The organism is Bradyrhizobium sp. KB893862 SZCCT0404, from assembly GCF_018130885.1.
Taxonomy (GTDB): Bacteria; Pseudomonadota; Alphaproteobacteria; order Rhizobiales; family Xanthobacteraceae; genus Bradyrhizobium; species Bradyrhizobium stylosanthis.
The window spans coordinates 221659-234067 of the sequence record NZ_JAFCLT010000003.1; the positions used below are offsets into that span (position 1 = coordinate 221659).

The window sequence follows — 12409 nt, forward strand, 5'->3', positions numbered from 1 at the left end:
TTCAACTCGCGATAACTCAAGGGCCTCGAAATCCCAGAAACATGTTTGCGCATCACGCAAAATGGCAACTCACTGACCCGAACGACCCGAAATCGGCGTGAATCGTATCACCGTGTTGAGCTTCGATCGGCCGGATGAAGGATCCTGAGAGCACTACCTGCCCCGCTTCGATCTGCTGATCGTAACCAGCCAATCGATTCGCGAGCCACATGATGCCGCGAGCGGGATTATTTAGGACGCCCGCCCCCAAACCGGTTTCCTCGACGATGGCATTTCGTGAAACGATCGCTCCTACCCAGCGCATGTCCACATCGACAGGTCGCATCTGCCGCGCACCGAGTATTATGCCAGCGTTGGCTGCATTATCGGCAATGGTGTCGACGATGGTGCGCGTCTTTTTGGTTGCTGCGTCTGAGCGCACAATTCTTGTATCCAGGATCTCCAAAGCCGGCATTACATAAGCGGTGGCATCCAAGACATCAAACAACGTCACATTCGGCCCCTTGAGCGGCTGGCGCATGAAGAACGCGACCTCGGCCTCGATGCGCGGCTGAATAAAACGTTTGTCAGGGATGGTCGCCCCGTCGTCAAACAGCATGTCATCGAACAGAATGCCGGAATCAGGAATGTCGATATTCAGCGCTGCTTGCATCGTTCTAGAGGTCAAACCGATCTTCCAACCTATCACCTTTCGGCCGGCCTCGATTTTTCGACGGTTCCACGCGGCCTGAACGGCGTAGGCATCGTCCATGGTCATGTTCGGATAGTTTAGCGAAAGCAGCCCTATCTGCGTCCTGCTGCGCTCGGCCGTATCCAAACGTGCGGCGGCGTCCTTAACTTGATCACTTGTCAACATTCACTACTTCTCTTCCGCGACTGCATTCCGCAATGTGCCGACACCCTCGACCGCAACCTCGACGACGTCACCCGACTCAAGCCAACGCGGCGGATCGGAGCGCGCTCCAGCACCCGTCGGAGTTCCCGTAACCAGAATGTCCCCGGGGATCAGAGTGGTAAAGGTCGAGACATAGTTGATGATCTTCCGGAACGAAAAGATCATTCGCGACGTACGATCCGACTGGCGGAGCTCGCCATTGACCCGGGTCTCCAATGTGATGTCAGCGATCTGCGCTTCATCGCGGAAAGGGACTAACCATGGTCCGATCGCACCGCTTCCATCGAAGTTCTTCCCCTGCGTCACATTGAATTTCGCGTGTCGAACCCAGTCGCGAAGGGTGCCTTCGTTGCAGACCGAGAGCCCGGCTATGTGCTCCAGCGCCTGCGCTTCTGGAATCCGTCGCCCGGCACGGCCGATCACGATCACCACCTCGCCCTCATAATCCAGCTGATGAGACTCGAAAGGTCGTATCAAGGGCTGATCGTGCCCGACGAAAGACCGGGCAAACCGAACAAAGAGCGACGGATTGGGAGGCGCCGTCTGGCCGTCCTTGTACTCCTCGTTGCGATCCGGATAGTTGACCCCGACGCACACGATCTTCTCCGGAGATCGGATCGGAATCTCATACTTCAGTTCGGCCAAAGCGAGATCGCTCGGCAGGCCCGATGCATCGGCAACGAGGCGCTCCAAGGCTCCCTCCGCGATAACTTCGCGCAGGTTAGGCCAACGCGTGCCATAACGGCCCGAAAGATCGACGACGCCGTCGCCATTCACGAGCCCGTATCCCGACCGACCCGCCTTCGAAAAGCTCATGAGTCTGACAGAAGGATTGGTCAATTGGTTGCCTCTCGATGAAAACACCTCGGTTTGGCCACGTATTCTATGGTGCAACGATAGGCGTTGCCTTCAGATCGCTTTCCATGATGGCCACGCCATCGAATGGTGTGCCCTCCTCGAACCAGGACCGGGGGGCTGGAGCCCCCCAGAGTGTTTGACGCTGCGGGTCCTTGAGGGACCACTTCAGCGGCTCGAGATCGGGATCGACGGTCTGGTAATCGGAGCAATAGAATTCGACGCGATGTCCGTCGGGATCACGCACGTACAAGAAGAACGCGTTGGACAACCCGTGCCGCCCGGGGCCGCGTTCAATGTTCGCGACGTAGCCCGTTGTCGACATCAGATCGAGCAACTCGATGATATTCAGCGGCGTCGGCACCCAGAACGCGACATGATGAAGGCGCGGACCACGACCATTCGTGAAGGCGATGTCGTGAACTCCGCCCTTGCGATGCATCCAGGCGGCCCACAACCGACCGGTCTCATCGTCCTCCGTATACTCGGTAATCCGGAACCCGAGGTCGTTGTAAAAAGCGACTGCCTCGTCGACGTTGCTCATAAAAAAATTGAAATGATCGATTCGGAGAGGCTTCACTCCCTTGTAAAGTCCATATTTTTGGTGAATCGGCGAAAGCCGCTCCATCTTGGTATAGAATTCGAGGGGAGTGCCGTGCGGATCGCTTGTCAACAGCGTACGCGATTGAAACGGACGATCGGCCCAGCGCACCGGAAGCCCACGAGATTCAAAAAAGTGCTCGGCCGCGTCGAGGTCCTTGTCATCGTACAGCTTGAACCCCAGGTGACCGGCAGCTGGCTCGCCGCTCTTTCGCAAGATCAAGCAATGATGCCCACGCTCTTCAAGAGCGCGGAGAGTAATCATCTGACTGTCTTCGAACGTCACTTGCAGACCTAACGTGTCGACGTAGAACGCCCGGCTTGCCTTCAGATCGCGCACAAGAAACTCTACATGACTTAGGCGGACAATATTGACAGGCGGATACAGATTGACGGCAGGGATAGGCATTTTATCCTCCCAAGTTATTGCTTCAGTGGGCGAGCTTGGAGACCGGACGTGGAGCCGTGGCGAAGGCGACGTTCTTCGTCTCCATGTAAAAGTCGAACGACCAATCGCCCCCGTCTCGACCAATGCCCGAGCCCTTGACGCCTCCGAAAGGCGCCGGCAGATGTCGCACGTTCTCGGAATTCACCCAGACCATGCCCGCTTCCAGTTGCTCGCTGAACCGAAGCGCCCGCATGACATCGGACGTCCAGAGATATCCGGCCAAACCGTATTGCACGTCATTCGCCAGCGCGAGCGCCTCAGCCTCGTGTTCGAACGGAATGGCAGTCAGAACGGGGCCAAATATCTCTTCTTGCGCAATGCGCATTCGATTGTTGGCGTTGACGAACAACGTTGGGGACACGTAGCAGCCACCGCCTGGCCCAGCGACTTTTTCGCCCCCGGCGGCGATCTTCGCTCCTTCGGAGCGACCCAGATCAATGTAACTCAGAACCTTTTTCTCGTGCAGCGGATGAATAAGCGGGCCGATCACGGTGTCGGGGTCGAGTGGATGCCCGATCTTGATGCGCTTGGCCTTTTGCGCGACCATCTCGGTAAATCTTTGATAGATCTGCTTCTCGACAAGAAGCCTTGACGAAGACGTGCAGCGCTCGCCGTTGTTCGAGTAGATCATGAAAATGGCAGCATCCGCAGCTCGCTCCAGGTCGGCGTCGGCGAACACGATCATGGGGTTCTTGCCGCCCAGCTCGAAGTGAACCCGCTTCAGGGTCTCCGCGCCTTGCCTCAAGATCATCGCCCCCGTTCGGCTCTCGCCGACAAATCCGATGGCCTTGATGTCAGGGTGCTCCGTTAGGGCCTTTCCGGCATCTTCCCCTAGCCCATTGACGAGGTTCCAGACGCCTTTCGGCAATCCCGCGCTCTCGGCAATCTCGACCAGAAGGCGCGCGGTAACCGGAGAGAATTCCGCCGGCTTATGAACAACCGTGCAGCCGGCCGCGAGAGCGGGCGCAATCTTCCACGTCGATAGCATAAACGGCACGTTCCACGGGGTAATGACTCCCACGGGTCCGATAGGGGCCCTTCCCGTCAGATTGATCTGCCCGACCGTCCGGAGCGCCTTGCCATCACGAGCCTCGGGCGCGCGATCAGCGAAAAATCGAAAGTTTTCGGCCCCCCGAAGAGCCGCCTGCGCCATGAACCGATGGGGCTGCCCTGTGTCCACGCATTCCACCAGCGCGATCTCCTCCGAACGGGCCACGATCGCATCCGCGATCGCATGCAGGATTCTCCGACGCTCCGAACCGGAGACGGAAGACCACTCCCGGAACGCCGCCTTCGATGCTTTCGCTGCGCGGTCAACGTCAGCAGCCTTGCCGTGCGCGATCTTTGCAAGAGGCTTGAGGTCGATGGGCGATATCGATTCAAATACCGCCCCGTCGGCGGCTGGCACCGCCTCTCCGTCAATATGATTGAGCACGCCAGTTTTCCGAAACCGCGCGAGATAACCGTCCGCCTTGGCAATGTTCTCTTCCAGTTTCGACATTTGCTCCTCCATTCGCCCAGGCTTCGATTTTGAATTACGCGACCCGCAAATGCGCCCTGTCCATCGCACCAAGATGGACGCCGCTCGCGAAATCTCAGTTCGTTAACAGGTTAACGATCTGCGCGAAGGCTGTCAACACCGACGCTGCATCGCTCGTCTGGCTTGAAGCCGGCCGCTACATCATGCACAAAATGGGAGATCCGGCGCACTTACGAGGCATGCGGACACCGGCCATGAAGAAGTTTTAGATGGATATGAACATCAAAGAGAAATTGCACCCGCGCCCTATGAGCCGCACGTTACCGATCGCACTGCTGCGCGGCCGAGAGGTGATCATGAGCAAGATCAGACCCATGCTGACCAGGTTTGATCTGAACGAGCAGCAGTACCGCGTGTTGCGCGCATTAAACGAAGCGCCCTACCTTGATGCCCGGGAAGTATCCAAGCGCGCCTCTATTCTTGCGCCCAGCTTAACCCGCATCATGAAAATACTCGAAAAGCGGGGCCTGATTAAAACGGGCCGCTTTGAGGGCGACAGCAGGCGCATTCTGCTTTCCATAACGCGAAAGGGTGCTGATCTGATCCAGCAGATCCTGCCAGAGAGCCGAGCGGTCTACCAAGAATTGGACCGGCGACTGGGGCATCAGAAGGTCGAGCAGCTTCTCAATCTCCTCGAAGATCTCGTGGCCACGGACGCTGAAGAGTAGCGCCAGGTTATCGCCTGATGATGCCGTTGCGGTTCTGGTTTGAACCAGTGCCTCGCCTATTCAGAGCCCGGCTTTTTCGAACTTCGTTAACCGGTTAATTATCCTTACACCCTCCCCGCCCAGAGAAAGGACTTCCTCTATGAGCCAAAGCATTCACGTTCGAGACGCCGCCCATTCGAACCCGATTCCGTCCGCAAGCGTCGTGGGGAATTTGCTGGCCTCCAGCCTGATCACAGGCCGCGATCCGGCCACGGGCTCTCTTCCACCGACCTTCAAGGCCCAATGCAAATTTATGTTCGCAGGCGTTAAAGCCGTCATTGAAGCAGCCGGCGGTAATCTCAGCGATATCGTCAGGATCACGATCTGGGTCGAAGACCGCCACCTGCGCGAAGAGATCAACAAGGTTTGGGTGGCTCAATTTCCCTATAGCAATGCAAGGCCGGCACGTCTCACGCTCAACCGGCCTCTCGAGAAAGGCAAGCTGGTCGAGTGCGAGATCCTTGCGCTCATTGGCGGCGGAAGGACATCGCCCGGCTAACGGAATCAGCTCCGCACAAAACTCCCGATAAAAGGCACCCCATCTAGCTAGCCAAACGTCATCTGCGCGGCGGGCGTCCGATCGATCTCTTGTGCTACCTCTGAAATTATCCCTCGCAACCAGACGAGCGCGGGGTCCAAATGAAAGGACGCCGGCCACTGGAGGTTCTCTCGGAATTGCGGGATGCGAACCGGTGCGCGGAGCATTTTCAACGGAAACTTCCGAGCCAGAATAGCCGCTAGACGCTCGTGCACCGTTGCGATGCGATCAGTCCCGATCACCATGATCGCCATCATGGTGAAGTTTGGGGCAAGAACCTCGATGCGACGTTTGCAGCCCAGCTTGAGTAGTTCTTGCTCCTCGATCGACGCCAGAGCACCGTACTGGACCCCGATATGTCCTAACTGAAGATAGCGGTTAAGGGATATCGAACGCCCGATCCTGCGGCTTGCAGTCCAAGCAACGCAGCAAAATTCGTCAGAGAAGAGCGGCTGGTGGGGATGGCCCTCGATAAGGACCGGGTCCGGCAGGACAACAAAATCCACGTCTCCGCGCTGCAGCTGGTCTACCGTCCGGTCCGTAAAGGGAAGAAGATCGACGGAGATATCCGGCGCGGCACGATAGACGCGCTTCATGACCGGCTGAATCAGCACCATACTCGCATAGTCCGAAACGACGAGGCGAAAGCGCCGGCGAGATTTCGCGGGTTCAAAGCTTGGTCCGGAGATCAGATTTGTCCGAATCCGCAGCAATATGTCGCGTGTTGGTGCTTCAAGTGACTGCGCCAAAGGTGTCGGCGTCAGCTTGCGATGATTGATCGTAAAGATCTCGTCGTTGAAATATTGCCGCAACCGGGAAACAGCAGCGCTCATCGCTGGCTGACTGAGACAGAGACGCTCACTGGCCGCCTTAACGCTGCGTTCTTCGAGGATCGCATTCAAAGCGACGAGCAGGTTCAAGTCCAAACCTTCGAAGCGCATCGCATAGCTCCATTTTATGGATTTCAGGGATCATCATAATCGATTTTACGTATGCGAAAACCCTCTGTATCCGTAGCGGTTAAATGGGCCGTCCTGAACGGACCCCAACCAAAACGCAAGCACGGGAGGATGCACTTTGATTAAGCCTTGGATTTTTGAGTTTCTCCAGATTCCTGATCGAAGCGAAGCTGAGATATCGCCAGCAACCGTGTCCGCGGTTTTCGATGAGGGCTTCAAATTTTGGTTGCAAGCCGAGAAGCTAGGCTTCGAAGGGATCTTCTTCAGCGAACACCATTTCGGCCTCTCCTATAGCCCCTCGCCGAACCTGCTGATCGCCGCGGTCGCCCGGCACACGACGCGCCTGCGCCTCGGAACCATGGGAATGGTTGTACCATTTTACGAGCCTTGGCGTATCGTCGAAGAGCTTACGATGCTCGACCATCTCACGAACGGTCGTCTCGAGATTGGCTTCGCGGCGGGCGTACCCCAGGAGCTCTCGCGCTTAGGCATGGGGATGCAGGAAGGCAGGGAACGCTTCAATGAGGCCTTGGAGATTCTTGACGCTGCGCTCGATCAACACGTCATCGATCATAGTGGCAAGAATTGGAAGTTCGAAAAGCTGAGCCTCCAACCGAATCGGTTTTTTCAGTCCTCACCGCCCAAGTGGACTACAATCGTGAGCGCCGATTCAGCTCAGAAATCCGCTCAAAGACGGACGAAGATTTGCACAGGCTTTCATCCGGTTACTCGCGTAATCGAGCTTTTTGACGTCTACCGCAACGAGGCGGACAAGTCCGGATTCGCGGTGGGACCGGAACAACTCGCAATCCGACGGAGTGTCAGCGTTTCGCGCGATGGCGCCCAGGCCCGTGAAGAATCGCAAGCAGCAAAGGCCGCGGTCCTGAAAGTGGTGGCGGGTGATCCGCGCGTCTCCGCCCGGACATCATCGTTGCCCGATGCGCCCAAGGCCGGATCCGGATTCACGATTCATGATGACGACTACATCGCCGGCACGCCGGCGCAAGTGGCCGAGCAAATCATTGAACAGTGCCGCCAATCCGGCGCAGGCCACTTCGTCTCGTTGTTGGGTAGAAGCCTGGCGCCACGATACAGCGAGAATTTCGCTCTTTTTGGAGAAGAGGTCCTGCCGCAGCTGCGCCGGGCAAAGATCGGCTGACGGTTCGACCTGGCAATCCAGACCGGCTCAAACGGCTGCCCAGGAATTTCCGCCGCCGCATTAGCATGGGTTGATGCTCCTGCGGCGGAGCGGCTCACCATGGCCTGCGTCAAGCACGTCGCAGACCGAATGTACTTCGTACAGTTGCAGAGAAATTCAACCGGAGCAAACCCGCATGCTCAAGAATAAGCCTTTGATTGTTGGAATCGGCGGAACACCAAGGCTCGGATCCTCATCCGAACGCGCGCTTGCTGTCAGCCTCAAGGCTGCCGAAGCCGCAGGAGCGCGAACGCTCCTCTTTGCCGGGACAGAGCTCGCCCTGCCGATATACGCGCCGGGCCAAGAGTTACCGGATCGAGCCGAACGTCTGCTTGCCGCCCTTCGCGAGTGCCGAGGCCTTATCATCTCGTCCCCCGCCTATCATGGGTCGATATCCGGTTTGATCAAAAATGCTCTCGACTACGCTGAGGAGCTAAGAACCGATTCTCGTGTCTATCTGGACGAAATGCCTATCGGCTGTATCGCTTGCGCTGGCGGATGGCAGGCAGCCGGACAGACCTTGTCCGCGCTTCGGACCGTTGCCCACTCTTTGCGAGGCTGGCCTACGCCATTTGGCGCCATGCTGAACACCTCAAATTCGCTGTTCGACGCCGATGGCAATTGCACCGACGTTTCCGTGAAGCGCCAGTTGGAAACGGTCGCGCAGCAAGTGATCGGATTCATTCGTATGCAATCTGGCGCCGACGCTGTGACGCAACTCGCTCCGGTGGATGCGGTAGCGGGCTGACAGCGCAACTCCTCCGGTCATGTCATAAGGGAGACTCTCGATGGAATTCGAAACAACCAGGTTCGAAATCGATGGCGTAAGCACTGTCGTCAAGGCCATCGGACAAGGCCCAGCAATTTTGGCACTTCATGGAGGAGCGACAATCGAGGGACACGAATGGGCACGTGACCTCGCAGATCGATTTCGAGTGTACCTGCCCTTTCACCCTGGGTTCGGTGAGAGCGGCACTGCCCCGCACATCTGTGGGATGCAGGACATGGTCATCCATAATCTTCGACTGGTCGATAAATTGCGTCTGGATCGACCTCACCTCGTGGGGCACTCGATGGGCGGCTGGATGGCCGCCGAAACGGCAGCGCTCGCGGGCGAGCGTTTCGATCGCCTCGTTTTGAATGCGCCCGCAGGCCTGAACCATCCCGAACATCAAGGCCCCGACATCAGCAAGATCAACCCGCAGGAGCTACCTCAATACCTAGCTCACCGCATCGAAATCGCGCTCAGATACTTCCCTGGGGGCTCGCTCGCTCCACCGGCGGAGGAATTCGTCGCGGCCCGGGAAAAAGAGAGCGTTGCGGTGGGAAATATTCTTAGAGGATACGGCTTAGGGCACCCCAACCTCATGCGGTGGCTTAGTCGGATACCGAACGAAACCCTGATCCTCTGGGGTGACAAAGACAGAATGCTTCCACCGACGCAGGCGGAGATCTGGGCAACTCGGATTCCGAGAGCCCGCACTCACATCGTGCGCGATGTCGGACATTTCGCCATGCAGGAGGACCCCTCCTGCATCGCCGCTATCGGCGACTTCCTCGCCGGTTGACGTGCGAATTGGGAGCCATGCCCGGCCCCGCTCCTCGTGCTGCGTTCAGGATCGTCGCTGGCGCGTTCCATCTTCCATCTGGACTCGATGACCGGATGACGCGCTGGCGACAGAAGTAAAGTGATCGAGGCCACGTCGACTGCACCAAGGAGGGGTCGCGCGGAGATGCTGATAATCACACAACAGATAAAGGCTGCCCGATCTCTCATCGGTTGGGAGCAGTATCAATTAGCATGCAACGCTGGTGTAGCGATCTCGACCATACGGCGCCTCGAGGGATTAGGCGGACCGATTTGTGCACACTTCGATACGGTCGAAAAAATCCGCAAGGCATTTGAGGGCGCCGGCATTGAGTTCATGAGCGAGCCGGGACCTGGCGTGTGGCTACGGGGGCAGTCGCAAACCCGCGTACGAATGGCCTCAAGTAATCCTCAGTAATTCGAAGTCGTATCTAGGATACAAATTCTTGTATCCATGTTTCTTTTCTATCACTTCGCAGATTTTTAAAGAATAGCTTCACCCAGTGAGTTGATACTTCAACTGAATTGCCCTCCAATCCTATTGCTTCAACAACAACGACATAGCGCGGGCCGATCTACCGGCCACGCGGTCACAAAGGGGATGGGAATACATGAACGCAGAATACAAGGCGGCAGTCGCAGGCCTGCTGATGGCTTCGGCAATCACGAGCAGTTCGCACGCATATGAATTCGGATATCCTGGTGCGGCGCAGAAGCCAGGAGTTGTTGTGGGAGCTGCCGCAGCAGCACCTCCGCCCGGCCTGTACGGCTTTACGCAGTTGCTCACCTATCAGGCGAAGCTGGGAGGTCCAGGCGCACCCAATGTTGGCGGCGCACAGACCGGCTTAAAAGCCGACCTCGCCGCGCAAGGCTTTCTGTACGTTCCTGGATGGACCTTCTTTGGCGCAACGTACGATGTGGTCGCTGTTTTGCCGTTCGTATCGGAAAGCGTAGGAAGCCCCTTCAATGCCGCGCCCGCCGGCATGCACAACGCTTTTTTCGCGAACGAGTTAAGCTGGAGGCTTGGCGATAGCGGGTTCTTCGTCAAAGCAGGTCTCGGAATATACGCGCCGACAGGTACCCAACAAGGACCAGCCGGGCTCAGCAATGTCGGCAACCCATGGTGGACCTTCCAACCCAATCTGGTTTTTTCCTACCTGAAGGACGGTTGGAATGTGACGGCCAACGTATTTCAAGAGATCAACACGGCAAACAGCATTACAAATTACCGCAGTGGTGACATTTTACATGCGGAGTTCGCTGCAACGAAGAGAATTGGAAAATGGACGATTGGTCCAGTGGCCTATTACGCCGGCCAGGTCACCAACGATCGATCGAGTGCGTTCTACAACTTCGCCATTAACGTGAATAGGTACGATGTCTGGGGCGTCGGCGGCTTGGTCGGCTACGACTTCGGTCCCGTTAGCGTAAACGTCTGGGGCACTCAGGAGCTCTCCTCGACCGCATCAGGCGGCACAGCCGGGCCTCCTGGATTTGACTCCGCCATAGCGCCCAAAGGATTTTCGATTTTCGCTCAGCTGAACTACAGGATATGGGCTCCCGACGAGCCGGCCGCACCGGTCATGCCGCGATTGCATAAATAGCCAAAGAGCCAGAGAGCTCCCGAGCAAGTCGCTCACTTGAAGTCTGAACGTCTCTCTTGCGAAAAAAGAAAACCCGGCACGGTGTGCCGGGTTTAAGTTTCGGCGACCCCGCGGGGTCGCTCGGGAGGAACTGATGAGTGGGTTGGTCGTCGCCCTCAATCGACGATCTTCCAGTCGGCCTTCTCGATTTCGAGAAGTCTGAGTGAATTGTACGACAGACCATTGTGGTCTTTCTCGCTCATATTGAAGATGCCATTTGCTCCGACGAGATCGTGCGTCTGCTCGATCGCATCGCGCACCTTCTCTTTCTCGAAGGTCCCGGCACGCTTAACCGCGTCGACATACAGAAGAATCCCATCGAGTGCGTTGACGCCGAACGCAGATACCGGCTCCTTGTATTGCGCTTCGTACCGCTGCTGATAATCCATTACGACGGATTTCTGACGATCTGTGGCAGGTACCTTGTCGGCGACAATACCAGCGGCTGCGGGAATGCGAATGCCTTCGCCAGCCGCGCCGGTCATAGTTATGAACTCCTTAGAAGCGACGCCGTGCGACTGATACATTGGCAGGCGGAGATCGAGCTGCCTGTAGTTGCGGACTGCGATTACGGCTCCAGAACCAAATCCCCAGACCAATAAGGCTTGTGCTTCCGGATTGCTCCGGATCTTGGTGAGCTGGACGGTCGTATCCGTGTCCTTTGCTCCATAGATCTCGTCGGCAACGATCTTAATCCCGGACTTCGGAGCTGCATCCAATATTTGGTCGCGTCCGGCTTTGCCGAAACCTGAATCTTCCGAGAGAAGCGCGACCTTGGTCAAGCCACGCCGCTTGAGATCGGCAAAGATCTTCTCGGCTGCCATTCGGTCGGTGTGAGATACCTTGAATACCCATTTCCGCACGGGATTCACGATGACGCTGGCACCCGCAAACGAAATGAAAGGCAGCCCCGTTTTTTCCGCGAGCGGCGCGACTGCCATAGTGGTTGCGGTGGTGCTTCCCGCAATCAAAGCATCTACCTTGTCGTTGTCGATAAGGCGCTTGGCGAGACCTACCGCCTTGTCGGCAGCTCCTCCATCATCGTAGAGAATGAGTTCGAGCTGCTTTCCGAGCAGCCCCCCGCCTGAATTGATGCGGGCAATCTCTGCCTCCATCGTCTTTTTTGCAGGCTCGCCGAGGTAGGCGGCTGGCCCCGTGGTCGTAAGGAAGGCCCCGATCTTGACCGTCGTTTCCGCCGCATCCGCGATGCGGGGTACCGAAATCAATCCGAACGCGACGCACACAGACAGTATTGGTCTAACGAATCCGGTGAACTGCAGCATTTAATTTCCTCCTCCTGCGCACTCTACGGTGCTCGTGATTGTGAGTTGAATTATCAACTCAATGCCGGGAGTTGTCAAATTTCGTTGGGGGACTTACGACCCTCGGATGCAATGTTGCGTCGACAGTCGACGAGGCGGCCAGATGGCAAGAAAAC

The 12409-nt window shown here is 57.1% G+C and carries 12 protein-coding genes; 6 read left to right on the forward strand and 6 right to left on the reverse strand.

Annotation, left to right across the window (positions count from 1 at the left end):
* Positions 1–52: 52 nt before the first annotated feature.
* The 4 genes from hpaH to hpaE form a co-directional block, all read right to left on the reverse strand.
* Positions 53–856 carry a 2-oxo-hept-4-ene-1,7-dioate hydratase gene (gene hpaH, locus JQ617_RS15005; RefSeq protein ID WP_212026990.1) on the reverse strand — a complete coding sequence of 268 codons (804 nt, stop codon included), beginning with the start codon at positions 854–856 and terminating at the stop codon, positions 53–55.
* A gap of 3 nt (positions 857–859) precedes the next feature.
* Positions 860–1711: a fumarylacetoacetate hydrolase family protein gene (locus tag JQ617_RS15010; RefSeq protein WP_212026991.1), complete on the reverse strand. Its 852-nt coding sequence runs from the start codon at positions 1709–1711 to the stop codon at positions 860–862.
* A gap of 67 nt (positions 1712–1778) precedes the next feature.
* Positions 1779–2759, reverse strand: coding sequence for a 3,4-dihydroxyphenylacetate 2,3-dioxygenase (gene hpaD / locus JQ617_RS15015; RefSeq protein ID WP_212026992.1), 981 nt, complete (start codon positions 2757–2759; stop codon positions 1779–1781).
* 22 nt (positions 2760–2781) lie between these two features.
* On the reverse strand, positions 2782–4299 hold the full coding sequence (hpaE, locus tag JQ617_RS15020; protein WP_212026993.1) for a 5-carboxymethyl-2-hydroxymuconate semialdehyde dehydrogenase: 1518 nt from the start codon (positions 4297–4299) through the stop codon (positions 2782–2784).
* A gap of 248 nt (positions 4300–4547) precedes the next feature.
* On the opposite strand from hpaE, the gene hpaR reads away from it, so the two are divergent.
* Positions 4548–5006, forward strand: a complete 459-nt coding sequence (gene hpaR, locus JQ617_RS15025; protein WP_212026994.1) for a homoprotocatechuate degradation operon regulator HpaR — start codon at positions 4548–4550, stop codon at positions 5004–5006.
* Positions 5007–5145: 139 nt separating this feature from the next.
* Complete coding sequence (locus tag JQ617_RS15030; RefSeq protein ID WP_212026995.1) at positions 5146–5544, forward strand: RidA family protein; 399 nt, start codon at positions 5146–5148, stop codon at positions 5542–5544.
* Positions 5545–5591: 47 nt separating this feature from the next.
* On the opposite strand, the gene JQ617_RS15035 is transcribed toward JQ617_RS15030, so the two are convergent.
* Positions 5592–6524 carry a LysR family transcriptional regulator gene (locus JQ617_RS15035; RefSeq protein WP_212026996.1) on the reverse strand — a complete coding sequence of 311 codons (933 nt, stop codon included), beginning with the start codon at positions 6522–6524 and terminating at the stop codon, positions 5592–5594.
* A 136-nt stretch (positions 6525–6660) separates the two neighbouring features.
* Here JQ617_RS15035 and JQ617_RS15040 point away from each other — a divergent pair, with 136 nt between their 5' ends.
* The 4 genes from JQ617_RS15040 (at position 6661) to JQ617_RS15055 (ending at position 10932) form a co-directional block, all read left to right on the forward strand.
* Positions 6661–7701 carry an LLM class flavin-dependent oxidoreductase gene (locus tag JQ617_RS15040; RefSeq protein ID WP_212026997.1) on the forward strand — a complete coding sequence of 347 codons (1041 nt, stop codon included), beginning with the start codon at positions 6661–6663 and terminating at the stop codon, positions 7699–7701.
* 175 nt (positions 7702–7876) lie between these two features.
* Positions 7877–8488, forward strand: coding sequence for an NADPH-dependent FMN reductase (locus JQ617_RS15045; protein ID WP_212026998.1), 612 nt, complete (start codon positions 7877–7879; stop codon positions 8486–8488).
* Between the two features lie 40 nt (positions 8489–8528).
* A complete protein-coding gene (locus tag JQ617_RS15050; RefSeq protein ID WP_212026999.1) occupies positions 8529–9308 on the forward strand; it encodes an alpha/beta fold hydrolase in 780 nt (259 codons plus the stop codon).
* A 631-nt stretch (positions 9309–9939) separates the two neighbouring features.
* Positions 9940–10932, forward strand: coding sequence for a SphA family protein (locus JQ617_RS15055; RefSeq protein ID WP_212027000.1), 993 nt, complete (start codon positions 9940–9942; stop codon positions 10930–10932).
* A 155-nt stretch (positions 10933–11087) separates the two neighbouring features.
* Here JQ617_RS15055 and JQ617_RS15060 read toward each other — a convergent pair whose 3' ends face one another.
* Positions 11088–12254, reverse strand: a complete 1167-nt coding sequence (locus JQ617_RS15060) for an ABC transporter substrate-binding protein (protein WP_212027001.1) — start codon at positions 12252–12254, stop codon at positions 11088–11090.
* Positions 12255–12409: the final 155 nt, after the last annotated feature.

What these genes read in the sequence shown, in the direction of transcription:
- JQ617_RS15055 (WP_212027000.1), top strand. Translation starts at nt 9,940, where the DNA reads ATGAACGCAGAATACAAGGCGGCAGTCGCAGGCCTGCTGATGGCTTCG.
- JQ617_RS15030 (WP_212026995.1), top strand. Translation starts at nt 5,146, where the DNA reads ATGAGCCAAAGCATTCACGTTCGAGACGCCGCCCATTCGAACCCGATT.
- hpaH (WP_212026990.1), bottom strand. Translation starts at nt 856, where the DNA reads ATGTTGACAAGTGATCAAGTTAAGGACGCCGCCGCACGTTTGGATACG.
- JQ617_RS15050 (WP_212026999.1), top strand. Translation starts at nt 8,529, where the DNA reads ATGGAATTCGAAACAACCAGGTTCGAAATCGATGGCGTAAGCACTGTC.
- hpaD (WP_212026992.1), bottom strand. Translation starts at nt 2,759, where the DNA reads ATGCCTATCCCTGCCGTCAATCTGTATCCGCCTGTCAATATTGTCCGC.
- JQ617_RS15060 (WP_212027001.1), bottom strand. Translation starts at nt 12,254, where the DNA reads ATGCTGCAGTTCACCGGATTCGTTAGACCAATACTGTCTGTGTGCGTC.
- JQ617_RS15010 (WP_212026991.1), bottom strand. Translation starts at nt 1,711, where the DNA reads ATGAGCTTTTCGAAGGCGGGTCGGTCGGGATACGGGCTCGTGAATGGC.
- JQ617_RS15045 (WP_212026998.1), top strand. Translation starts at nt 7,877, where the DNA reads ATGCTCAAGAATAAGCCTTTGATTGTTGGAATCGGCGGAACACCAAGG.
- JQ617_RS15035 (WP_212026996.1), bottom strand. Translation starts at nt 6,524, where the DNA reads ATGCGCTTCGAAGGTTTGGACTTGAACCTGCTCGTCGCTTTGAATGCG.
- hpaE (WP_212026993.1), bottom strand. Translation starts at nt 4,299, where the DNA reads ATGTCGAAACTGGAAGAGAACATTGCCAAGGCGGACGGTTATCTCGCG.
- hpaR (WP_212026994.1), top strand. Translation starts at nt 4,548, where the DNA reads ATGGATATGAACATCAAAGAGAAATTGCACCCGCGCCCTATGAGCCGC.